The organism is Actinoplanes sp. URMC 104, assembly GCF_051386375.1.
Taxonomy (GTDB): Bacteria; Actinomycetota; Actinomycetes; order Mycobacteriales; family Micromonosporaceae; genus Actinoplanes.
Genome location: NZ_JBPQTO010000004.1, coordinates 773,386 through 795,094, shown reverse-complemented (window position 1 = coordinate 795,094; position 21,709 = coordinate 773,386). Strand labels below are relative to the sequence as shown.

The window sequence follows — 21,709 nt, the reverse complement described above, 5'->3', positions numbered from 1 at the left end:
GGAGGCTGGAGCGGAAGGGGCGTAGCGAGGAGACGGTCGGTGCGGTGGGGGCGCGTGAGACCAAGCGACGGTAGGCAGCGGGCGACCGGAGCGGTGGGCAGGTCGAACGGCCGGAGGGTGGTCGGCGGGGCGAACGGCTAGAGCGAAAGGGCGGCGGGGCGAACGGCCAGGAGGGTCGGGCAGCGGGCGGGCGAGCGGCCAGAAGGGTCGGGCAGCGGGCGGGCGAGCGGCCAGAAAGGTCGGGCAGCGGGCGGGCGAGCGGCCAGAAGGAGGCTGAGCGGTGAGGCGGGTGGACGGCGGGCCGAACGGCCAGAGGATGAGGGCGGCTGGCGGGCGAGCGCACGGAAGGAGCGATCGGGCGGCGGGCGGGCGAGCGGCCGGCGGGCGAGCGCACGGACGGAGAGGTCGGGCAGCGGACGGACGCGCAGCGGGCGGGCGGCTGAGCGGTGGGGACGGGGGGACGGTGGAGAGGGAGGAGGAAAGCTGAGAGTGGGCTGAGAGAACCCGGAGGGCTTCTCAGGGTTGTGCCTGATCCGGCAGGTGCGCGGGCTTCCTAGGCTGAGCGCGTGACCATCATCGCGACTGAGTCGCTCACTAAGACGTATGGGGGCGGGGTCACCGCTCTCAGCGAGCTCACCGTCGGCGTCGAGGCGGGCGTGATCGGGCTGGTCGGCGCGAACGGCGCCGGCAAGAGCACGTTCATCAAGATAATGCTGGGGCTGACGGCGCCCACCAGTGGTGAGGTTCGGGTGTTCGGGCTCGACCCGGTGACCGAGACCGATCAGGTGCGGGCGCGGGTGGGCTACATGCCCGAGAACGACTGCCTGCCCCCGGACGTGTCGGCCGCCGAGTTCGTGACGCACCTGGGCCGGCTCAGCGGGCTGCCGCGGACGGCCGCGCGCGAGCGGGCCTCGGAGGCGCTGCGGCACGTCGGGCTCTACGAGGAGCGCTACCGCCAGATCGGCGGCTACTCGACCGGCATGAAGCAGCGCGTCAAGCTGGCCCAGGCGCTCGTGCACGACCCGGACCTGCTGCTGCTCGACGAGCCGACCAACGGCCTCGACCCGGCCGGCCGCGACGCCATGCTCAACCTGGTGCACCGCATCGGCACGGAGTTCGGCATCTCGGTCGTGGTCTGCTCGCACCTGCTGGGCGAGGTCGAGCGCATCTGCGACTCGCTGATCGCGATCGAGGGCGGGCGGCTGCTGCGCGCCGACCGGATCTCGGCGATGACGGGCGCCTCCGACATCCTGGCCGTCGAGGTCAGCGAGGGCACCGACGAGCTGGCCGCGGCGCTGCAGGAGAAGGACCTCGCGGTGACGCAGGAGGGCCGGCTGCTGCTCGTGCCCCTGACGAGCGAATCCGCGTACGACGAGATCCTGCGCGCCGTGGCCGAGCTCGACCTGCCGCTGCACCGCCTCGACCAGCGACGCCACCGGGTGGCCGAGCTCTTCACCACGAAGGAGACGGCCGATGTCTGACGCCGGCGTCATCCACGACATCGGATACCAGCGGTACGAGGGCCCGCGTCTGGGCCGCACCGCGGTGTTCGGAGCGATCTACCAGCACGGGCTGCGCGCCTCGTTCGGGCTGGGCCGCTCGGCCAAGGCCAAGATCTTCCCGTGGCTGGTGGCGGGCATCGTCCTGCTGGTCGCGGTGATCAACGCCGCGGTCAAGGCCCAGGCCAAGATCGTGCTGTTCGACTACTTCTCGTTCGACGACACGATGAGCTGGCTGGTCATCTTCTTCGTCGCGATCGTCGCGCCCGAGCTGGTGTCGCGGGACATGCGATCCGGCGTGCTGCCGCTGTACTTCAGCCGGCCGCTGCGCGCCTTCGACTACATCGGCGCCAAGTTCGTCGCGCTCGCCACGGCGGTGTTCCTGCTGCTCGGCGTGCCGCAGCTCATCATGTTCCTGGGCGGGGCGTTCACCACCGACGACGGCGTCAAGGGCGTGTGGAACGAGTTCCTCGACCTGCTGCCGGGCTGGGGCTACAGCGTGCTGTGGGCGCTGCTGTTCGCGTCGATCAGCCTGCTGATCGCGTCGTTCACCGGCAAGCGCGCGTTCGCGGCCGGCGGCATCGTCGCGTTCTTCCTGATGACCGCGCCGGTCGTCGGCGTGCTCAGCATCCTGCCGTCCAGCACCGCCCGGCACCTGGCCGGCCTGGCCAGCCCGATGTCGCTGCTCACCGGCGTGCAGTCCTGGCTGCGCGGCAAGACCGATCTGGGTCTCGACGTGGGCGACTTCGGGGTGATCTACGGCATCGAACTCTTCTGCCTCGTGGCCGCGGCCATGCTGCTGTTGCTGGCCCGCTACCGGAAGGTGGCCTCGCTGTGAGCGTCGTCCAACTCGAGAACGTCTCCCGCTGGTACGGCAACGTCGTCGCGGTCAACGACATCAGCATGACCCTGCAGCCCGGCGTGACCGGCCTGCTCGGCCCGAACGGCGCCGGCAAGACCACGGTGCTGCACATGATGGCCGGCTTCCTCGCCCCGTCCAAGGGCACGGTCACCATCGACGACGCGCCGACCTGGCGCAACCCCGGCATCTATCGCCAGCTGGGCCTGGTCGCCGAGCGCGAGGCGGTGCACGGCTTCCTCACCGCGAAGGAGTTCGTGCTGGCCTGCGCCAAGATGCAGAAGCTGCCCGACCCGGCCGCCGCCACGAAGCGGGCGCTGGAGCTGGTCGAGATGACCGGCGCGCAGGACCGGCGCATCGACACCTTCTCCAAGGGCATGCGCCAGCGCACCCGGGTCGCCGCGTCGCTGGTGCACGAGCCGCGGGTGCTGCTGCTCGACGAGCCGTTCAACGGCATGGACCCGCGGCAGCGGGTGCACATGATGGAGCTGCTGCACAAGCTGGGCGACGAGGGCCACACGATCCTGTTCAGCTCGCACATCCTCGAGGAGGTCGAGCAGCTCTCCGGCCTGGTGCAGGTGATCGTCGCGGGGCGGCTGGCGGCCTCGGGCGACTACCGGCGCATCCGGCGGCTGATGACCAACCGCCCGCACGTGTTCGCCGTGCAGAGCTCCGACGACCGCCGGCTCGCGGTCGCGCTGATCGGCGAGAAATCGGTGAGCGGCATCGAGGTCGAGGCCAACGGGCTGACCGTACGGGCGTCCGACTACGGCAGCTTCACCCGCGCGCTGCCGCGCATCGCCCTCGGCGAGGGCATCCGGCTGCGCAAGCTGCTGCCGTCCGACGAGTCCCTGGAGAGCGTCTTCTCCTACCTGCTGGAGGCATGATGTCCACGGTCGCCTACATCACCGCACGCGGGCTGTTCGGCCGCCGCCGGGTGCTCCTGCTGCTTCCCCTGCCGCTGCTGCTGATCGGCCTCGCGCTGATCTGCCGGGCGTACGACGTGAGCCCCAGCCAGTGGGGCCAGCCCGTGGTCGTGGGGCTCGGCCTGGCCGTCGTGCTGCCGGTCATCGCGCTGATCGTCGGCACCGGCGTGCTGGGCTCCGAGGTGGACGACGGCACGATCGTGCACATCCTCACCAAGCCGCTGCCGCGCCGCGACATCATCCTGGCGAAGCTGTTCGTGGCGGCCGGCGTGACCGCGCTGACCTCGGCGATCCCGCTGTTCGTGACCGGCGTGCTGGCCGACTCGGTGCGGTTCGGGCTGGCGCTCGCCGTCGGCGCGGTGGCCGGCGCGGTCGCGTACTCGGCGCTCTTCCTGCTCCTCAGCCTGGTGACCCGCCGGCCGGTGCTGCTCGGGCTGGCGTACATCCTGGTCTGGGAGGGCTTGCTGGGCCGGTTCGTCAGCGGCACCCGGGTGCTCTCGATCGAGCAGTACGTCATCGCGATCGCCGACCGGATCGCCCCGACCGACATGCTGCCCGGCAAGGTGTCGGTGCCGGTGGCGGTCGTGATGAGCCTGATCTTCGCGATCGGCGGGACGATCTACGCTATCAACCGGCTGGGCTCGTTCAGCGTGGCCGGCGAGACGAGCTGAGTGCGGTGCCGGCCACCCGCGGGTGGCCGGCACCCACAGCTCACGGCCGCACCGCGACCTGGAACTGCGGCAGGCGTCCGAGCCTGCGGTAGGCGTCGAGGGCGGCCGCCGTGCTGTCCACGGAGGAGTCCTGGCCCTTCTGGTTGCTCGGCGTCTCGAAGTGCACCATCGCCTTGATCCGCGGGAACTCCCGGATCTCGCTGCCCAGCCGGCGGTAGAAGTCGGCCTTGTAGCGCGGGTTGCGCTTGGACGACCAGACGCCCCACTCGGCGAGCATGAGCGGCTTGCCGGGGTGCCGCTTGACGGCCCACGTGTAGAAGCCGGGCCACGAGCGCTTGCCCTCGAGGCGCCGGTTGAAGACCTCGGAGAACTGACCGTGCCCGTAGCCGGGGTCGCTGTAGGCGTACGTGTCGAAGCCGATCCAGTCGACCACGTCGTCGCCGGGGTACATCGAGGTGAACCAGCTCTTCTGCGCGTGCGGCACGTACGACATGTGCACCAGCACGGTGACCATGTTGTCCACGCCGCGGGCGCGCAGCCGCTTGACGACGTGCCGGTACATCGCCGCGTAGTCGCGCGCGGTGTAGCCGGAGCCGGCCCGCTCGCGGACGTCGTTCTCGCCCTCGTGGTGCACGGCGAAGAAGAACTTCTCGGGGTAGTTCTTGTTGATGTGCCGCGCCAGCCGGTCGAGGTAGGCGTCGGTCCGCCGGTCGCCCTTGGCGATCTTGGCCCAGCTCGCCGCCTCGGGCTTCCAGTTGAGGAACAGGATGCGCCGCTTGCCGGGCTGGCGTGCGATGGCGATCTCCTCCTCGGTCGGGAAGAGCTGCCGGATCCCGCCGTGGTACGCGTGATAGACCGCCTGGTGGCGACCGGTCTTGCGCTCGAAGCGGGCCAGCGCCGAGGAGCCGCGGCTCTCGGTGTGCGCGCCCGGCGCGACGCCCCACAGCACGCCGCAGGTCGGCACCAGCTTGTGTCCGGTGTAGCACCGTCCGCCACGACCCGACTGGGAGGTGTCCATCGCCAGCAGGTCGTCCGCGGCGGGCAGGCCTCCAGCGGCAGCGAGACCGGCGGCCGGCGCGCGGCGCCCGAGCGACGGGCTCGAGGGAACCCCGGATCGGGCGGGCGGGGCGGGCGGGGTGGCGAGGGCGGTGCCGCCGGGCGGGAAGGACGACGCCGCCGCCGACGACGCAGCGGCGGTGGCGGCCGCGGAGGTCCCGGGCGCCGCCGACGGCCGCTGCGCGGGCGGGAGCGCGTTGGGGATGCCGGGCTGCTGCGCCGTGGGCTCCGCCGGCGCGGACAGCCCGACGGTGGGGTCGCCGAACGTCCCGACCGGAAGCCCGATCTGGTCGACTCCGCCGGTCCAGGCCCAGGCGAGAGTCGTGGCGACGGAAAGGGCGAAGGCCGTGGGTACGGCGGCTATCTGAACAAGCCGCAAGCGGCGTGGGCGTCGACTCACGATCAGCCAGTATTGTGACTTAGGTCCGTTTTGTCTAATACCGGACGGGAAATGATGGAGGTGGAGACCCGTCTCGACCGCGATCGGTGCGGCTGCGAAACTGTCCCCTAATCGGCCGCAGGGGGATACAGAAGTGAATGGTTCGGTGCTGCCCGAGGACGTGCTGCGCGACGCCCCGTCGTACACACCGCACCCGCATGAGCTAGCAGATCTGGAACTCCTGCTGTCCGGCGCCTACGCGCCGCTGACCGGGTTCCTGGGCCGCGCCGACCTGACCGCGCTGCGGCGCCGGGGACGGCTCGCCGACGGGACACCGTGGCCGGTGCCGGTCACATTGGAGATTCCCGGCGAGATCGCCGAGCGGCTGACGCTCGACGACCCGCTGCACCGCACCGTCGTGCTCACCGACCCCGAGGGCGCGCCGGTGGCCGCGCTCGAGGTGACCGACGCCTGGCAGACCGGCGAGCGCAGCCACGGCGTGGGCGGCCCGGTGCGCCGGATGGGCGACGGCGGGCACGGGCCGTTCCAGCGGCTGCGGCGTACGCCCGAGGAGGTGCGCGCGCTGCTGCCGCCCGGCCGGACGCTCGGCGTGATCGCCGACCGGCCCCTGCACCGGCCGCAGCTCGCCCAGATCGCGCACGCCGCCCGCACGCTGGGCGCGCATCTGCTCATCATGATCCCGGTGAGCGGCCCCGGCCCCGACGGCCTGCCGCCCGAGGCGCTGGTGCGGGCCGTGTTCGCCGCCCGCGACCGCATGCCCCCGGCCACCATCGTCGCCGTCCCGCTGCTGACCCGCGGCGACGAGATGCGCGACGCCCTGCTGCGCGCCCGCGTGCTGGGGTCCTACGGCGTCACCCACGTGCTGTCCACCGGCGAGATGCTCTCCGGCGGCAACCTGCGCGTGCTGGTGCCGCGCGAGCTGGCGTACGACAACCGCGACGGGCAGTGGCGCTGGCGCGACGACATCCCGCCGCGCAACCGGCGCCTGGCGATGACCCCGGCCGAGGTCGACGACCTGCTCGACCGCGGGTTCCCGCTGCCCGAGTGGCACACTCCCCCGGCGGTGGCCAAGGAGCTGGTGCGCGCCCGCCCGCCGCGCCGGCATCGGGGGCTGGTCGTCTTCTTCAGCGGGTTCTCCGGTTCGGGCAAGTCGACGATCGCGCGCGGGCTGGCCGACACGCTGCGCGAGAGCGGCGAGCGCACGATCACGCTGCTCGACGGCGACGTGGTGCGCCGCGAGCTCTCCGCCGGGCTGGGCTTCAGCAAGGCCGACCGCGACCGCAACGTACGCCGCATCGGCTGGGTGGCCGCGGAGGTCGGCCGGCACCGCGGCGTGGCGGTCGCGTGCCCGATCGCGCCGTACGAGAGCGCGCGCGCCGCCGTGCGGGCGATGGCCGTGGAGGCGGGCGCGGGCTTCGTGCTCGTGCACGTCAACACGCCGCTCGAGGTGTGCGAGCAGCGCGACCGCAAGGGCCTGTACGCCCGGGCGCGGGCCGGGCAGCTGCGCGGCATGACGGGCATCGACGACCCGTACGAGGAGCCGGCCGACGCGGAATTGACCATCGACACGACGACCATCACCGTCGGCGAGGCCATCGAGATCGTCGTCGCCTATCTGGTGGAGCACGGCTGGGTGGAGCCGAAAATGCCATAGGGCCATCACGTAGGCGGGAGTGAGCCGTTTACCCCTCCGGGGGCGAAACGCCCGATTGCCAGCAACTTCCTCTCACTCCACCCCCGAAAGGGCCGCCAACCGATGGAAGCGTCACGCCCTGCCGATGTCTCGCACTATCTCGGCGTGTTCCGGCGCCATTGGTGGATCGCGCTGATCGCGACGGGTGCCGGGCTGGGCGCGGGCGCGGCGGTGACCTCGGCGATGCCCAAGGTGTACCAGTCCTCGACCGCCGTGCTCGTGCAGGCGATCGACCAGGACACCAACGCCCAGGGCGGCCGCACCAAGGGACTGGTCAACCTCGACACCGAGGCCCAGCTGGTCGGCTCGGGCGCGGTCGCCACCAAGGCCGCCACGCTGCTGCGCAGCCCCCGCTCGCCGATCGACCTGGCCCGTGACGTGTCGGTCGAGGTGCCCGCGAACACCACGGTCCTGATGGTCACGTTCAAGGCCGAGTCGCCCGAGCAGGCCCAGGCCGGCTCGCACGCGTTCGCCGAGGCCTACCTGCGCAACCGCGAGGAGACCGCGCAGAACAGCCTGAACCAGCAGATCAAGACGCTGTCCGCGAAGATCCGCCAGCTGACCACCACGCTCGCGGGCATCAACGCGCGGCTCTCCCGCGCCACCCGGGGCAGCTCGGACGAGAGCAACCTGCTGAGCCTGCGGTCCAACTCGCAGAACCAGCTCAACGGCATGACCGGCAAGCTCAACGAGCTCACCACGACGACGATCGGCGCGGGCAGCATCATCAGCGACGCGCGCCTGCCGGAGACGCCGGTCAGTCCCAACCCGATGATCAACATTGCGACCGGCGGCATGCTGGGCCTGCTGCTCGGGCTCGGCCTCGCGTTCGTGCGGGAGCGCTACGACCGCCGGCTGCGCTCCGCCGCCGACGTGCGCGACCGGGGCCGCATGCACGTGCTGGCGGCGCTCGACGAGCGCACCACCCCGCACTTCGACGACGTCCTCCAGCCGTACGGCGCCGGTGGCCGGATCTTCAACCGGCTGCGCAACGAGGTGCTCGCCACGATGCCGCAGGGCAACCAGATCATCGTGGTCACCGGCGCCAGCCGGGGCTCGGCCAGCACGCTGGTCGCGGCCAACCTCGCCGCGGCCCTGGCCCGTACGGGAAGTGACGTCGTGCTGATCGGCGCGCACCTGCCGGACAGCGTGGTGGACGCCGCGCCGCTCGCCCGGATGCTCGGGGTGTCGGCCGTGCCGGGCCTGTCCGACCTGCTCGCCGGCCGCGTCGGCCTGGCCGCCGTGCTGCAGCGCACGCCGCGCATCCCGTCGCTGCGGGTGATCACCACCGGCGGCACCGCCACCGCCGCCGGGCTCATGCAGTCGCAGCGGCTCAAGGACACCCTGGAGAGCCTGCGCCGGCAGGGCGGCTACATCGTGATCGAGGCGCCCTCGACGGCCAGCAGCGCGGACGCGCAGAGCCTGGCCAGCCTCGCCGACGCCGCGATCCTCGCGGTCGAGCTGCGCCGCGCGCACCGTCCCGCCCTGCTCGACGCCGCCGAGCAGCTCCAGCGGGTGGGCACGCCGCTGCTCGGGGCCGTGGTGCTGCCGCGCCTGTCGAACCTGCGGGTCGCCGAGCCGGTGGGACCGGCCGTCACGCTGACGCCGCCGCCCTCGCCGTCCCCCTCCCCGCGCCCCGACGAGACCGCGGTCCTCGATCGCGACCTGGTGCAGCCGAGACGCTTCCCGACCAACACCGTGTCGACCGCCTCGCAGGTGCGGCAGCGGATGTCGGACAGCGCCGAGGAGATCACCGCGGTGATCGACATGTCCGGCACCGACCTCTCCGACGCACCCGCGCAGGACGGCGACCAGAAGTGACGCAGGTGTTCCAGGCCCCGGCGCAGGCTGCCGGCGGCCCGGCTCACGGCACCCGCAACCGCACCCTGCCGGCCTGGCCGGTGGCGAGCATCCTGGCGCTCTATCCGCTCTGGTGGGCGCTCGGCCTGGGCGTGCTGATCTTCGCGCTGATGGCCGTGCCGATGCTGTTCCTGCTGATCCGCCGGCGCGCGGCGGGCCGCCCGCTGCGGCTGCCGCCGGGCTTCGCGTGGTGGGCGATCTTCCTGATCGCCGTGGTGGTGAGCCTGGGCGCGCTCGGCGCCGACCCGGCGGGAACGGTGGCCGGGCACGCCACGGGCCGGCTCCCGGGCGCCGGCTACAAGGCGATCATGTACGCCTCGCTGACCGTGCTGCTGGTCTACGCCGGCAACCTCACCGACGCCGAGCTGCCCCGCCGCCGGCTGGTGAAGCTGCTCGGCTGGTTGTTCGTGGTGACCGTGCTGGGCGGGCTGCTGGGCATGGTGGCGGGCACGTTCGAGTTCACCTCGCCGGTCGAGTGGCTGCTGCCGCCGGGCGTGCGCAACAAGGGCTTCGTGCAGTCGCTCGTCCACCCGTACGCGGCTCAGATCATGGACATCGTGGGCGAGGGCCAGCCCCGGCCCGCCGCACCCTGGGGCTACACGAACACGTGGGGCAACAACTTCTGCCTGCTGGCCGGCTGGCTCGTGGTGGCGGCGTGGCAGAGCGGCACCGGCCGCGCGAAGTTCTGGGCCGTGCTCTGCCTGGTGGTCTCGATCGTGCCCGCGGTGTTCTCGCTCAACCGCGGCCTGTGGATCGGCGTCGGCGTGCTGGTCCTGTACGTCGCCGTGCGGCACGTGCTCGCCGGCCGGCTCTGGATCATCGGCGCGGTCGCGGTGGCCGGCACGCTGCTCGCGCTGGCGCTGATCGCCACCCCGCTCGGCGGTGTGGTCGACGCCCGGCTGGACAACGGCAAGTCCAACGGCGTGCGCTCGTTCCTCATCGACCGCGCGATCGAGGGCTTCCGGGGCTCGCCGGTGATCGGGTACGGCGGCACCCGCAACACGCTGGGCGGCCGCAACTCGATCACGGTGGGCGAGAGCGCGGGCTGCGAGCGCTGCGGCAACTTCACCGTCGGCGGCAACGGTCAGCTGTGGCAGCTGCTGTTCGCGCACGGCGCGGTGGGCACGGCGGGTTATCTGGGCTTCTTCGCGTACGGCCTGTGGCGGTTCCGCCGCGACCGCAGCGCGATCGGGGTGGCCGCGAGCGCCGCGATCGTCACCTCGTTCTCCGCGATGCTCTGGTACAACTCGCTCGTTACCCCCCTGGCGTTCATGGTTCTGGCGTTCGCGCTGCTCTGGCGCAACTCAACCGAGGGGGAAACGACATGAGTCCGGTGCGGACCGCGCCCGCCGAGCTGACCGCCGGGGACGCGGAGCTGCGCACCCGGTATCTGGCCGAGGTGCTCGACCTCCTCTACCCGCCGCCGTGCCGCACCGACGGCTCGCCCGGCACCCCGATCGCCGAATATCTCGTCGTTCCCGACGCCCGCAAGCCACGCCTGCTCGTGCCGACCGCCTCGCGCCGGGTGTCCGCGGCCGCCGTCCGCCGCTACGCCGAGCCGCAGTCGCGGGCCGCCCGGCTCAAGCGCGAGGCCGTGGTCGCCGCCGTGCGCACCGGCGCCTCCGGCGTGCTGCTGCGCGACCGCATCCGGGTCACCGGGCCGTTCTCGCAGAGCATCGACGGGCATCTGAGCGAGGCGCTGGGCCGCGAGCTGTCGGTGAGCGTCCACATCGGACCGGCCCGGGCCAACCGCAAGCCCGTGCTGCAGCTGATCGGGCCGGACGGGGACACGTTCGGCTTCGGCAAGCTGGGCACCGGCCCGCTCACCCGGCGGCTCGTACGCGACGAGACCGCGGCGCTGACCGCGCTGGCGGGCGCCGGCCTGACCAAGCTGACCGTCCCGCAGGTGCTGTACGCCGGGCAGTGGCGCGACCTCGAGGTGCTCGTGCAGACCGCGCTGCCGGTCTGGCTGCCGCGCGCGCCGCTGAGCCACCGCCGGCTGGTCGCCGCCATGCTCGACGTCGCCGGCTGCTGCGGCTTCACCACGGGCCCGCTCGCCACCGGCGGGTACTGGCAGGAGCTGCGCGCCCGGCTCGCGGCGGTGTCCGACCGGCCCGAGGGCGTGGCGCTCGCGTCCGCCGCGGAGCTGCTCGTCCAGCGGGCCGGCGACATCGTCTTCCGCTACGGCGCCTGGCACGGCGACTGGGCGCCCTGGAACATGGCGAATCTGGCCGGCGCGCTGCTGGTCTGGGACTGGGAGCGGTTCGCGACCGGCGTGCCGCTCGGGTTCGACGCCGTGCACCACGAGCTGCAGAAGCGCATCCAGTCGACCGCGGACGCCCGGGACGCGGTCGAGGCGACCGTGAAGCGCTCGGCCGAGCTGCTGGCGCCGTTCGGCGTGCCGGTCGCGGGCCGCGAGATGACCGCGCTGCTCTACCTGGTCGACCTGGCCACCCGATATCTGACCGACCGCCAGGCCGAGGCCGGCGCCCGCCTGGGCGTGCTCGGCACCTGGCTGCTGCCGGTGCTGATCCGGCGGGTCGAGGAGCTCTGAGGAGACCACCATGAACGTACGCAACCTGCCCGCGCCGATGAAACGCGTCGTGCACCTGGGTTCCCGCTCCTACGGCCGGCTGACCGCGCCGGCCCGGATGACGCCCTCGTTCCTCATCTGCGGCGGCCAGCGCTGCGGCACGACGTCGCTCTACCGCGCGCTCTCCGGCCACCCGGTGGTGCTCAAGGCCGTGCTGCACAAGGGCGTGCACTACTTCGACACCTCGTACGACCGCGGGATGAGCTGGTACCGCGCGCACTTCCCGCTGCAGCGCAGCGCCGACCGGATCGGTGAGCGGTACGGGGTGGCGGCGCAGACCTTCGAGTCGAGCCCGTACTACATGTACCACCCGCAGGCCGCCGCGCGGATCGCCCGGGACCTGCCGCAGGCCCGGCTCGTCGTGCTCGTGCGCGACCCGGTCGAGCGCGCCTACTCGCAGCACCACCACGAGGTCGCCCGCGAGTTCGAGACCGAGCAGGACTTCGGCGCCGCGCTGGCCCTCGAGCCGGCCCGCCTGCACAAGCAGGAGGAGCGGCTGGCCGAGGACCCGGGCTACTACAGCTTCAGCCACCAGCACCACGCCTACCGCGCCCGCGGCGAGTACGCCCGCTACCTGAGCGTGATGGCCCAGCACGTCGGCCGCGAGCGCATCCACGTGGTCGAGAGCGAGCGGTTCTTCAGCGAGCCCGAGCCGGTCTACGACGAGATCTGCGAGTTTCTGGGCCTGCCCAGCTATCTCGAGCGCCCGCCCTTCGAGCGGCACAACGCCCGGCCCCGGCAGGCGGACATGGACCCCGCGCTGCGCGCCGAGCTGAGCGACTACTACCTGCCCCACGACGAGGCGCTGTCGCGCTGGCTGGGGCGCATGCCGGTATGGCGGTCCTAGACCGGCCGGCGGCGGGCGCCCGGGGAGCGGCGCGCGGCGGGCTGGCGAACATGGCCGGCTCCGCGCTCGCCGGCGGTGCCGGGGTGGTCGTCACCTGGGTGGTGGCCCGTTCGCTCGGCGCCGAGCAGGCCGGCGCGTTCTTCGCGGCCACCGCGGCGTTCGTGCTGACCGGCGGGCTGGCCAAGCTGGGCACGCAGACCGGCCTGGTGTACTGGCCGGCCCGGCTGCGTGCCACCGGCCGCGAGCACCTGCTCGGCGCGTGCCTGCGCACCGGGCTGGTTCCGGTCGTGGTGGCCGCGCTGGTGCTGGCCGTCGCGATGTGGCTGGCGGCGCCCGCGATCGCGCACGTCACCGCGGACGAGGCCGGGCACGTCGTCGAGGCGCACACCGCGGGGCTGCGCGTGCTGGCCGCCTTCCTGCCGCTGCAGGCGCTGACCGACGCGCTGCTCACGGCCACCCGCGGCTACCGGGCGATGCGCCCCACGGTGATGCTCGAGCGGTTCCTGCGCAGCGGGCTGCAGTTGCTGCTCGTCGGCGCGGCCGGGGTGGCGGCATTGTGGACGGTGGGGTCGCTGCCGCTGTTCGCGCTGGCCTGGGCTGCGCCCTACCTGCCGGTGACGATCCTTTCGGCGTACGCCCTGCGCAAGCTCCACCGGCCGGGCCGGCCCGCCTCCCCGGCCGAGCGGCGCGGGCTGCGGCGCGAGTTCTGGCGGTTCACCGGGCCGCGCGCGCTGGCCAGCGTGGCGCAGCTCGCGCTGCAGCGGATCGACGTGCTGCTCGTGGCGGCGCTCGGCGGGCTCGTGCCGGCCGCGGTCTACGCCGTGGCGGGGCGCTTCGTCGTGCTGATCCAGTTCGCGAACCAGGGCATCTCGCAGTCGGTGCAGCCGCGGCTCGCCGAGGCGCTGGCCGTCGACGACCGGCGGGCCGCGAACGCGCTCTACCAGACCGCGACCGGCTGGCTCGTGCTCGTGACGTGGCCGGTCACGCTGCTCGTGATCTTCTTGGCGCCGGTGTGGCTGCGGCTGTTCGGCGACCGGTACGCGGCCGAGGGCACGCCCGTGGTGGCGGTGCTGGCCGCCGCGATGCTCGTCGCCACCGGCTGCGGGATGGTCGACATGGTGCTGGCGATGGCCGGGCGCACGTCGTGGAACCTCGCCAACGTGCTGGTGGCGCTCGCCGTGACCGTCGGGCTCGACGTGCTGCTCATCCCCCGGTTCGGCGCGCTGGGCGCGGCGGTCGGGCTGGCCTGCTCGATGGTCGTCAACAACCTGCTGCCGCTGGTCCAGGTGGGCCGCTCGGTGGGGCTGCACCCGTTCGGCCGCGGCACGCGGGCCGCCGCGCTGCTGTCGGTCGTCTGCTTCGGCGTCCTGCCCTGGGCCGTCTCGCCGGTGGCCGGCCCGATCGTCGCCGTGCTCGCCGCCGTGCCGCTGTTCGTGGCCGGCGCCTGGCTTCTGCGCGTTCCGCTCGCCCTGGACGCGTTCCAACCGAGAAGGAGGACGAGTTGACCACCGACTACACCAAGGTGTTCCAGGACACCGACGCCGTCGAGAAGTACGAGAACATCACCTACGCGCCGGACAGCTACGCCTCGCAGATCAACGAGCGGCAGCAGGACTACCTGCGCACGCTGGTGCGGCGCGAGTTCGGCGAGCTGGCCCCGGTGCAGCACGACTTCGCCTGCGGCACCGGCCGGGCCATCCGCATGCTGCACGGGCTGGTGCGCGAGGCGCACGGCTACGACACGTCGGCCGAGATGATGGCGAAGGCGGCCGAGGTCGGCTCGCGCGCGAACTGGCACCAGGTGGCGGCGGACGGACCGGTGCCGCACCCGGTGCCTGCCGGGTTCCCGGCGATCGTCACCATGTTCCGCCTGCTGCTCAATGTGGACGAGACCGTCCGCGACCGCGCGATGACCTTCGCCGCCCGCGCGCTGCCGACCGCGGACTCCGGCATCCTGGTCGTCGAGAACCACGGCAACGCGGGCTCCGTGCGGCACCTGCGCGCGCGCCGGCACCGGGGCGAGCGCTGGTTCGCCGAGCTGTCGCACGAGGAGGTCGCGACGCTGCTCGACCGGCACGGCTTCGTCATCGTCGAGCGGCGGGGCTTCTCGATGATCACGCCGTCGCTGCACGGCAACCCGCTGGCGCGCGCCGCCGACGCGGCCGTCCGCCGGCTGCCGGGCAGCGACGGGTACGCGGTCAACGTCCTCTACACCGCGCGGCGCGTCCATGCGTAGGCTCGCCCTCCTCCTCGCTTTCGTGATGCTGCTGGCCGGCTGCTCCTTCGGCCGGGACAAGGACGAGGTGCCGCCGCAGCCGCCCGCGCCCGACCTGAACGGCGCGCCGGCCGCGGTGGCCGTGAACCGCGGGCCGTTCCAGGCCGGGCCGGTCAAGGCGCCTCGGCACGGGGCGCTGTTCGGCGCGTGGATCAAGCCGGACGCGCTGACCCACGTGGGCCGGCTCGCCGCGGTGGAGAGCCTGCAGTCCGACCTGGGCCGGCCGCTGCGCATCGTCAACACGTACCGCCGCTTCGAGCAGATGGTCGGCACGCCGTCGGACAAGGAGTTCCTGGCCCGCGGCGCCACGCTCATGGTCAGCTGGGCCACCGGCGACAACCGGTCCATCCTGGACGGCGAGCACGACGAGCTGATCCGCAAGCAGGCCAAGGCCGTACGCCGGATGAAGGTGCCCGTGCTGCTGCGGATGCGCTGGGAGATGGACCGCCCCAACCTGCGCGCGACGATGTGGTCGGGCGCCGACTACGTGGCCGCCTGGAAGTACGTGCGCGCGATCTTCGAGGAGGAGCGCGCCACGAACGTGTCGTGGGTGTGGTGCCCGACCGCCGAGGGCTTCATCCGCGGCGACGCGCCCGCGTTCTACCCCGGCGACGACCAGGTGGACTGGACGTGCGTGGACGTCTACGCCGGCTTCCGCTTCGACCGCATCGGCGAGCTGATGGGGCCGTTCCTGACGTGGGCGGCCCAGCGGCCCAAGCCGATCGTCATCGGCGAGTTCGGGGTGGCGAAGGCGTGGGGCTCGGCCCGGCGGGCGGCGTGGCTGCGCGACGCGCGGCGCACGTTCAAGGCGAACCCGCAGATCAAGGCGATCGCCTACTTCGAGTCCGACCCCGAGGGCAACGGCCCGGAGCAGCAGTTCCAGCTCACCGGCGACCCACCCGCGTTCAAGGAGTTCGGCGCGATGGTGCGGGACCCGTACTTCAACCCGTAGTCCGCCGGCCGCCCGAGGTCCCACCGGGCGGCCGGCGCCGGCGCACAATGAGGCGGTGGGTCACCTGGCGCGCGCCGGTGGCCGACGCGGACGACTTCCCCCAGCTGGGCGCCGCCTACGAGGCGACGGGCGCCGTACGTGTCGGGCTGGTCGGCAACGCGGAGTCCCGCCTGATCCCGCAGCGCCCGCTGGTCGACTTCGCAACGACGTGGCTCAGCCGGAACCGACGGACGTAAGCCACCCGCCACCGATGCCCGTCACCGGTCCGTGGCTCGGTCAGCGGATGCGGGCGCGCTGGGCGGGGGCCTGGGCGAGCAGGCGCAGGGCGTACGGGGCGTCGTGTTTGAGGTATCGGCGGGCCAGCCGGCGGGGTTCGGTGCTCAGGCGGTGGGCCCATTCGAGGCCGGTGCGTTGCATCCAGCGGGGAGCGCGGCCGATGTCGCCGGCCACGAAGTTGACGGCGGCGCCGCAGCCCAGGAACCAGGTGCGGGGCAGGTCGGCGCGCAGGCGGGTGATGACGCGCTCCTGGCGGGGGTAGCCGAGGCCGACGAAGACCAGATCGGGGCGCGCTTCGAAGACCTTCGCGCAGACCTCGGCGTACGTCAGGGGGTCGCTGTCGAAGCCGTAGGGCGGGCACACGGTGCCGGCCAGGCGCAGGCCGGGGCAGTCGGCCAGGAGGCGGTCGGCGGCGCGGGTGGCGCCGTCGGCGGTGCTGCCGGTGGCGGGGGCGCCGCCCAGCACGAAGATCGAGCGGCCGTCTCGGCCCAGGCCGGCCGAGAGCGACCAGATCAGGCTGCTGCCGGCGACGCGCTCGGGCAGCGGGGTGCCGCTCAGCCGGCTCGCCCACACCAGCGGCATGCCGTCGGCCACGATGAGGTCGGCGTCGGCGAGGTGGCGGCGGCACTCGTCGTCGCGCTGGGCGCGGCGCAGGATGTCGATGTTCGGGGTGAGGATCCGGCCGCCGCGGCCGTGCGCGAGGGCCTCGCGGACGACGGCCACGACCTCGGCCTCGGTGATCCGGTCGATGCCGGTCCCGTCCAGCTGGACCCGGTCGAATGCCTCGACGGTCACGCAACGCCTCCTTCACGGTTGTTGGCTCGTTATAGGAGCGAAACGAGTGAAGGTGGGCCAAAGTGGCACGTGTGCTATTTCTGGGCGGATTAGGACGTAGTGGGACAACGCTCGTGGAGCGCCTGCTCGGCGAACTGCCCGGGGTGTGCGCGCTCGGCGAGGTCGTCCACCTCTGGCAGCGCGACATCCGCGACGACGAGCGCTGCGGCTGCGGCGCGCGCTTCTGGGCCTGCTCGTTCTGGCAGCAGGTGGGGCAGCACGCGTTCGGCGGCTGGCACAACGTCGACGTCGACCGCGTGCACGCGCTGCGCGACGCCGTCGAACGCACCCGGCACATCCCGCGCCTGGCCACCGCGGTCGAGGCGCCGGAGGAGGTGTACGAGTACGCGCACTTCTACAGCCGCATCTACGCCGCAGCCGCAGAGGTCTCCGGGGCACGCGTGGTGGTCGACTCCTCCAAACACTCCTCGCTGGCCCACGTGCTGCGCTGGGCGCCCGACATCGACCTGCGGGTGCTGCATGTCGTGCGGGACGCTCGCGGGGTCGCGTACTCGTGGACGAAGAAGGTCTCCCGCCCGGAGACCGACGGCACGGAGGAGATGACCCGCTACTCCCCCGGCCGCTCGGCGCTGTTGTGGAACGCTCACAACGCCGCGTTCGGCCTCCTCGCGAAGCGCGGCGTCGCCGTGCACCGGCTGCGCTACGAGGAGTTCCTCTCCCACCCGCGCTCCCAGCTGCTGTCGATCGGCGACTTCGCCGGGCTGCGGCTGCTGCCCGAGGACCTCGCCTTCCTCGGCGACGGCCACGCCGACCTGCGACCCGGGCACAGCGCCGCCGGCAACCCCATGCGCTTCACCGTCGGGCGGGTGGCGCTGCGCCGCGACGACGCCTGGAAGCACTCCCTGCCCAGCAATCAGCGGCGCCTGGTCGGCACGGTGTGCGCCCCGATGCTGCGGGCGTACGGATATCCGCTGTCTGTCTCGTCCCTCGAGGAGTTCTGATGAACTGGCCGTCCGTCGGCGTCGTCATCCCCACCCGCAACCGGCCGGAGCTGGTCCGCAAGGCGATCGGCGCGGTCCGCGACCAGCGCTACCCCGGCGACGTCAAGGTGCTGGTGGTCTACGACCAGACCGAGCCCGACTACCTGCTCGCCTCGACCGAGGGCGTGCAGGTGCTGGTGCTGACCAACTGGCGTACGTCCGGGCTGGCCGGCGCGCGCAACACCGGCATCCTCGCGCTGGACACCGAGTACGTGGCCTTCTGCGACGACGACGACCAGTGGCAGCCGGACAAGCTGCGCCGGCAGATGGCCGCGCTGCTGGCCGCGCCCGAGGCCGAGATGGCCACGTGCGCGATCGAGGTCGAGTACGAGGGGAACACCACGCCGCGGCTGGCCGGCCGCAGCCGCGTGACGGTCGACGAGCTCGCCCGCTCGCGGATGGCGATGCTGCACTCGTCGACGTTCCTGTTCCGCCGCTCGGCGCTGGCCGCCGACGCCATCGGCCTGGTCGCCGAGGACGCGCCGGGCAGCCAGAACGAGGACTGGGATCTGCTGCTGCGCGCGGCCCGGCGGGCGCCGATCGTGCACCTGGACGAGCCGCTGGTGCGCGTGCTGTGGGGCCGCACCTCGCACTACGCGTACGAGTACGCCACGAAGATCAGCTCGCTGCGCTGGATGATGCAGCGCCACCCGGAGATCAGCGGCTGCCGCCCGGGCGCGGCCCGCGTGTACGGCCAGCTCGCGTGCTGGTCGGCGGCCACCGGCAACCGCAGCCAGGCGTGGCAGTTCAGCAAGGAGGCGGTGCGGGCGAACTGGAAGGAACCTCGTACCGCGATTGCTCTTGCGGCGATGACCGGAGCAGTGAAGGTTGAGAACGTTCTCTCCGCGCTTCACAAGCGAGGCCGTGGTATCTAAGTCACTCTTTCCGTCACGCCACCGCACAAGGTAGTGTTCGGGCGTGTTCGAATTAGTGCGGTTCCCGTCCGGGGAGTGCTGATGCTCGCCCAGCAGAGACAGGCAGCCATCCTCGACCGCGTCCGGGCCGCCGGAGGCGTGCGGGTCAGCGAGCTCGCCAACGAGTACGGCGTCTCCGACATGACCATCCGCCGCGACCTCGAGTCGCTGGCCGACCGCGGTCTGCTCGCGAAGGTACACGGCGGGGCGACCACGGTCAGTCCGGGCTCGGCGCACGAGCCCGGCTTCGCGGCCAAGAGCGTGCGCCAGCGCGCCGAGAAGGCGGCCATGGCCATGCGCGCCGCCGCCATGGTCTCGCCCGGCGACGCGATCGCGCTCTCCGCGGGCACCACCACCGCCGGGCTCGCCCAGCGGCTGGTCGACGTGCCGTCGCTCACCGTGGTGACCAACTCGATCCCGGTGGCCGATGTGTTCTACCGGGCCGGCCGTCCTGATCAGACAGTCGTGCTGACGGGCGGGACCCGTACGCCCTCGGACGCCCTTGTCGGCCCGGTCGCGGTCGCGGCCATCGGCACGCTCCACCTCGACATGCTGTTCCTGGGTGTGCACGGCATGAGCGAGCGGGCCGGATACACCACCCCCAACCTCATGGAAGCCGACGTCAACCGCGCCCTCGTGGAGGCGGCCGAACGTCTCGTGGTGCTCGCCGACCACACCAAGTGGGGCACGGTCGGCATCTCCTCGATCGTCCCGCTGGAACGCGCCGACGTGCTGATCACCGACGACGGGCTGGACGAGTCCGCCCGCACCCTTCTGTCCGAGACGGTCCAAGACCTCGTGGTTGTGAGCGCCCAGTGACATTCAAGAGCCGTACGGCGATCCGTCTCTCCGACGGTCGCGAGCTGATCTACTTCGACGAGCAGGAGCAGAGCCACCGGGCCGACCACCCCGACACCCGGCAGCTGCCGCCCCCGCCGCCCACCTCCCAGCTGCGGTACGACCCGCTGGTGGACGAGTGGGTGGCCGTCGCCGCGCACCGGCAGACCCGCACGTTCCTGCCGCCGAGCGACGCGTGCCCGCTGTGCCCGACGAAGCCGACGTTCGCCAGCGAGATCCCCGCGCCCGACTACGACGTGGTGGTCTTCGAGAACCAGTTCCCCTCGTTCAGCGACCGCATCCCCGAGAACGAGATCACCGAGGTGACGGGCATGGTTCCCGTACGCCCCGGGGTCGGCCGCTGCGAGGTCGTGTGCTTCACCAGCGACCACAACAGCGCGTTCGGCGCCCTGCCCCCGTCGCGGGTGCGCACGGTGGTCGACGCGCTCGCCGACCGTACGGCCGAGATGTCGCAACTGGACGGTGTGGCGCAGGTCTTCCCGTTCGAGAACCGCGGCGTCGAGATCGGCGTGACCCTGCACCACCCGCACGGGCAGATCTACGCGTACCCGACCGTGCCGCCGCGCACCAAGCTGATGCTGGCCGCCGCCCGCACCTACCTCGACCGTACGGGCCGGGACCTCTACACCGACGTGCTCGCGGCGGAACGCGCGGACGGCGCCCGGGTGATCGCCGCCAACGAGCACTGGACCGCGTACGTGCCGGCGGCCGCCCGCTGGCCGTTCGAGGTGCAGCTGGCCCCGCACCGCAAGGTGCCCGACCTGCCCGCGCTGTCCGACGAGGAGCGTGACGCGTTCGGGCCGATCTATCTGGACGTGCTGCGCCGCTTCGACGGCCTGTTCGGCAAGCCCATGCCGTACATCTCGGCCTGGCACCAGGCCGTCGTGGGCGAGGGGCGGGAGCTCGGCTACCTGCACCTGCAGCTGTTCAGCATCCGGCGCGCCGCCGACAAGCTGAAGTACCTGGCCGGCTCGGAATCGGCGATGGGCTTCTTCGTCAACGACATCGTGCCCGAGAAGGCCGCCCAGATGCTCCGCGACGTCTGATGGACCACCGTCGCGCCCTCGAAGGCCTGCGCGCACAGGCCGAGGCCGAGATCGCCACGTTGGACGCCGACCTGAAGGCCCTGTTCGAGGCCTCCCGGGACGACAACGCCGACGACGAACACGATCCCGAGGGCGCGACCATCGCCTACGAGAGGGCCCAGCTGACCGCCGTCCTGGCCGCCGCCAGGCAGCAACTGGCGGCGGTCGAGGGGGCCCTCGACCGGCTCGATGCCGGGGAGTACGGGGTGTGCTCGGTGTGCGGGCGGGAGATTCCCGGGGAGCGCTTGGAGATCCGTCCTTTCGCGACGACGTGCGTGGGGTGCGCCGGCCGGGGGTGAGCGGGGTTTGCGGATGCCGCCTTCCTCGTGCCGGCGCGGCTGTGCCGTCGCGCGCGACCGCGGCCCCGTCTCCTGCGCGCCGCGATCCTGTCTTTCGTGCGCCGCCGCGGCCCTCTCGCACGCCACCTCGCGCCCTCGCACGCCACCGCGGGCCCCGCCTCTCGCACGCCACCTCGCGCCCTCGCACGCCACCGCGGGCCCCGCCTTTCCCACGCCACCTCGCGCCCTCGCACGCCACCGCGGGCCCCGCCTCTCGCACGCCACCTCGCACCCTCGCACGCCGCCGCGACTCTGCCGTTTCTCAGCCGCCGCAGCCAAGCTCTCGCGGAGCCGCACGCAGCCAGATCCGACCGTGCCGCACACAACCAAATCCTTCGCGCCGCACGTAGCCGAAAGCAACCTCGCCGCCCGCATCCCACCCGACTAAGCCGCACGCAGCTGAACTCAACCGCGCTGCCCGCTGCCGAACCCGACCGCGCCGCACACAACGAGAACCCATCGTGCCGCCCGCAGCTACATGAGCATGTAGATCAGCCAGCTCGAATCCCGCTCGCCGAAGCGCCCGCACCACCCCGGCAAGCCCGCACGCCCAGCCACGGACCCCGCCAGCGCCGGCGAGCCGGTAAGCCCGCCCCATCTCGACCAGCGCCGGCCCGGCGGCGAGTTTCAAGATCGCGGTGTGCCACCGCCTCCCCCGCCCACCCAGGGACGCGACGGGACGCGAGCGAGCCTACGCGGGCGGCGACACCGGACAAGGGTTGTCCACAGGCCTGTGGATAGAGGGGCGGGGGGCCCGGGACAGGGCCCCCCG

At 72.6% G+C, this 21,709-nt stretch carries 20 protein-coding genes; 18 read left to right on the top strand and 2 right to left on the bottom strand.

Annotated features, from left to right (window positions below; all coding sequences use genetic code 11):
* Window positions 1-566: 566 nt before the first annotated feature.
* Genes ACSNN8_RS17575 through ACSNN8_RS17560 form a run of 4 tightly spaced genes read left to right on the top strand, consistent with a single transcriptional unit; the run spans window position 567 to window position 3,955 of the window.
* Entirely contained in the window at window positions 567-1,481 is a 915-nt protein-coding gene (locus ACSNN8_RS17575; protein ID WP_436650276.1) for an ABC transporter ATP-binding protein, read from the top strand.
* Window positions 1,474-2,337, top strand: a complete 864-nt coding sequence (locus ACSNN8_RS17570; RefSeq protein WP_436650275.1) for an ABC transporter permease — start codon at window positions 1,474-1,476, stop codon at window positions 2,335-2,337. The genes ACSNN8_RS17575 and ACSNN8_RS17570 overlap by 8 nt, the downstream gene beginning before the upstream one ends.
* Window positions 2,334-3,245, top strand: coding sequence for an ABC transporter ATP-binding protein (locus ACSNN8_RS17565; protein ID WP_436650274.1), 912 nt, complete (start codon window positions 2,334-2,336; stop codon window positions 3,243-3,245). The genes ACSNN8_RS17570 and ACSNN8_RS17565 overlap by 4 nt, the downstream gene beginning before the upstream one ends.
* The gene (locus ACSNN8_RS17560) at window positions 3,245-3,955 is read left to right on the top strand and encodes an ABC transporter permease (protein WP_436650747.1); all 711 of its coding nucleotides are present in this window, start codon (window positions 3,245-3,247) and stop codon (window positions 3,953-3,955) included. The genes ACSNN8_RS17565 and ACSNN8_RS17560 overlap by 1 nt, the downstream gene beginning before the upstream one ends.
* Before the next feature lie 40 nt (window positions 3,956-3,995).
* On the opposite strand, the gene ACSNN8_RS17555 is transcribed toward ACSNN8_RS17560, so the two are convergent.
* The gene (locus ACSNN8_RS17555) at window positions 3,996-5,390 is read right to left on the bottom strand and encodes a glycosyl hydrolase (protein WP_436650273.1); all 1,395 of its coding nucleotides are present in this window, start codon (window positions 5,388-5,390) and stop codon (window positions 3,996-3,998) included.
* 154 nt (window positions 5,391-5,544) lie between these two features.
* Here ACSNN8_RS17555 and cysC point away from each other — a divergent pair, with 154 nt between their 5' ends.
* The 9 genes from cysC to ACSNN8_RS17510 all read left to right on the top strand — a co-directional run bounded on the left by cysC (window position 5,545) and on the right by ACSNN8_RS17510 (window position 15,867).
* Window positions 5,545-7,065: an adenylyl-sulfate kinase gene (cysC, locus tag ACSNN8_RS17550; RefSeq protein WP_436650272.1), complete on the top strand. Its 1,521-nt coding sequence runs from the start codon at window positions 5,545-5,547 to the stop codon at window positions 7,063-7,065.
* A gap of 144 nt (window positions 7,066-7,209) precedes the next feature.
* Window positions 7,210-8,925, top strand: coding sequence for a GNVR domain-containing protein (locus ACSNN8_RS17545; protein WP_436650270.1), 1,716 nt, complete (start codon window positions 7,210-7,212; stop codon window positions 8,923-8,925).
* The gene (locus ACSNN8_RS17540; protein WP_436650269.1) at window positions 8,922-10,292 is read left to right on the top strand and encodes a hypothetical protein; all 1,371 of its coding nucleotides are present in this window, start codon (window positions 8,922-8,924) and stop codon (window positions 10,290-10,292) included. The genes ACSNN8_RS17545 and ACSNN8_RS17540 overlap by 4 nt, the downstream gene beginning before the upstream one ends.
* The gene (locus ACSNN8_RS17535; protein ID WP_436650268.1) at window positions 10,289-11,518 is read left to right on the top strand and encodes a hypothetical protein; all 1,230 of its coding nucleotides are present in this window, start codon (window positions 10,289-10,291) and stop codon (window positions 11,516-11,518) included. The genes ACSNN8_RS17540 and ACSNN8_RS17535 overlap by 4 nt, the downstream gene beginning before the upstream one ends.
* A gap of 10 nt (window positions 11,519-11,528) precedes the next feature.
* Window positions 11,529-12,404 carry a sulfotransferase family protein gene (locus ACSNN8_RS17530; protein ID WP_436650267.1) on the top strand — a complete coding sequence of 292 codons (876 nt, stop codon included), beginning with the start codon at window positions 11,529-11,531 and terminating at the stop codon, window positions 12,402-12,404.
* On the top strand, window positions 12,392-13,909 hold the full coding sequence (locus ACSNN8_RS17525) for an oligosaccharide flippase family protein (RefSeq protein ID WP_436650266.1): 1,518 nt from the start codon (window positions 12,392-12,394) through the stop codon (window positions 13,907-13,909). The genes ACSNN8_RS17530 and ACSNN8_RS17525 overlap by 13 nt, the downstream gene beginning before the upstream one ends.
* Entirely contained in the window at window positions 13,906-14,640 is a 735-nt protein-coding gene (locus tag ACSNN8_RS17520) for a methyltransferase domain-containing protein (protein ID WP_436650265.1), read from the top strand. The genes ACSNN8_RS17525 and ACSNN8_RS17520 overlap by 4 nt, the downstream gene beginning before the upstream one ends.
* Window positions 14,633-15,631, top strand: a complete 999-nt coding sequence (locus tag ACSNN8_RS17515) for a glycosyl hydrolase (protein WP_436650264.1) — start codon at window positions 14,633-14,635, stop codon at window positions 15,629-15,631. The genes ACSNN8_RS17520 and ACSNN8_RS17515 overlap by 8 nt, the downstream gene beginning before the upstream one ends.
* Window positions 15,632-15,678: 47 nt before the next feature.
* Window positions 15,679-15,867: an AAC(3) family N-acetyltransferase gene (locus ACSNN8_RS17510; RefSeq protein WP_436650263.1), complete on the top strand. Its 189-nt coding sequence runs from the start codon at window positions 15,679-15,681 to the stop codon at window positions 15,865-15,867.
* 40 nt (window positions 15,868-15,907) lie between these two features.
* Here ACSNN8_RS17510 and ACSNN8_RS17505 read toward each other — a convergent pair whose 3' ends face one another.
* Window positions 15,908-16,702 (bottom strand): WecB/TagA/CpsF family glycosyltransferase, encoded by a 795-nt coding sequence (locus tag ACSNN8_RS17505; RefSeq protein WP_436650262.1) that lies wholly within the window; start codon window positions 16,700-16,702, stop codon window positions 15,908-15,910.
* A gap of 62 nt (window positions 16,703-16,764) precedes the next feature.
* On the opposite strand from ACSNN8_RS17505, the gene ACSNN8_RS17500 reads away from it, so the two are divergent.
* The 5 genes from ACSNN8_RS17500 to ACSNN8_RS17480 all read left to right on the top strand — a co-directional run bounded on the left by ACSNN8_RS17500 (window position 16,765) and on the right by ACSNN8_RS17480 (window position 20,898).
* Window positions 16,765-17,703, top strand: a complete 939-nt coding sequence (locus ACSNN8_RS17500) for a sulfotransferase (protein WP_436650261.1) — start codon at window positions 16,765-16,767, stop codon at window positions 17,701-17,703.
* Window positions 17,703-18,617 carry a glycosyltransferase family 2 protein gene (locus ACSNN8_RS17495; protein WP_436650260.1) on the top strand — a complete coding sequence of 305 codons (915 nt, stop codon included), beginning with the start codon at window positions 17,703-17,705 and terminating at the stop codon, window positions 18,615-18,617. Before ACSNN8_RS17500 ends, ACSNN8_RS17495 begins: the two co-directional genes overlap by 1 nt.
* Window positions 18,618-18,698: 81 nt before the next feature.
* Window positions 18,699-19,475, top strand: coding sequence for a DeoR/GlpR family DNA-binding transcription regulator (locus ACSNN8_RS17490; RefSeq protein WP_436650258.1), 777 nt, complete (start codon window positions 18,699-18,701; stop codon window positions 19,473-19,475).
* On the top strand, window positions 19,472-20,560 hold the full coding sequence (gene galT, locus ACSNN8_RS17485; RefSeq protein ID WP_436650256.1) for a galactose-1-phosphate uridylyltransferase: 1,089 nt from the start codon (window positions 19,472-19,474) through the stop codon (window positions 20,558-20,560). Before ACSNN8_RS17490 ends, galT begins: the two co-directional genes overlap by 4 nt.
* On the top strand, window positions 20,560-20,898 hold the full coding sequence (locus ACSNN8_RS17480; RefSeq protein WP_436650255.1) for a TraR/DksA family transcriptional regulator: 339 nt from the start codon (window positions 20,560-20,562) through the stop codon (window positions 20,896-20,898). Before galT ends, ACSNN8_RS17480 begins: the two co-directional genes overlap by 1 nt.
* The last annotated feature ends 811 nt before the right edge of the window (window positions 20,899-21,709 follow it).

Coding starts and splice junctions, on each gene's coding strand:
- ACSNN8_RS17525 (WP_436650266.1), top strand. CDS start 12,392: ATGGCGGTCCTAGACCGGCCGGCGGCGGGCGCCCGGGGAGCGGCGCGC.
- ACSNN8_RS17480 (WP_436650255.1), top strand. CDS start 20,560: ATGGACCACCGTCGCGCCCTCGAAGGCCTGCGCGCACAGGCCGAGGCC.
- ACSNN8_RS17495 (WP_436650260.1), top strand. CDS start 17,703: ATGAACTGGCCGTCCGTCGGCGTCGTCATCCCCACCCGCAACCGGCCG.
- ACSNN8_RS17570 (WP_436650275.1), top strand. CDS start 1,474: ATGTCTGACGCCGGCGTCATCCACGACATCGGATACCAGCGGTACGAG.
- ACSNN8_RS17510 (WP_436650263.1), top strand. CDS start 15,679: ATGAGGCGGTGGGTCACCTGGCGCGCGCCGGTGGCCGACGCGGACGAC.
- ACSNN8_RS17515 (WP_436650264.1), top strand. CDS start 14,633: ATGCGTAGGCTCGCCCTCCTCCTCGCTTTCGTGATGCTGCTGGCCGGC.
- ACSNN8_RS17490 (WP_436650258.1), top strand. CDS start 18,699: ATGCTCGCCCAGCAGAGACAGGCAGCCATCCTCGACCGCGTCCGGGCC.
- ACSNN8_RS17535 (WP_436650268.1), top strand. CDS start 10,289: ATGAGTCCGGTGCGGACCGCGCCCGCCGAGCTGACCGCCGGGGACGCG.
- ACSNN8_RS17560 (WP_436650747.1), top strand. CDS start 3,245: ATGTCCACGGTCGCCTACATCACCGCACGCGGGCTGTTCGGCCGCCGC.
- ACSNN8_RS17530 (WP_436650267.1), top strand. CDS start 11,529: ATGAACGTACGCAACCTGCCCGCGCCGATGAAACGCGTCGTGCACCTG.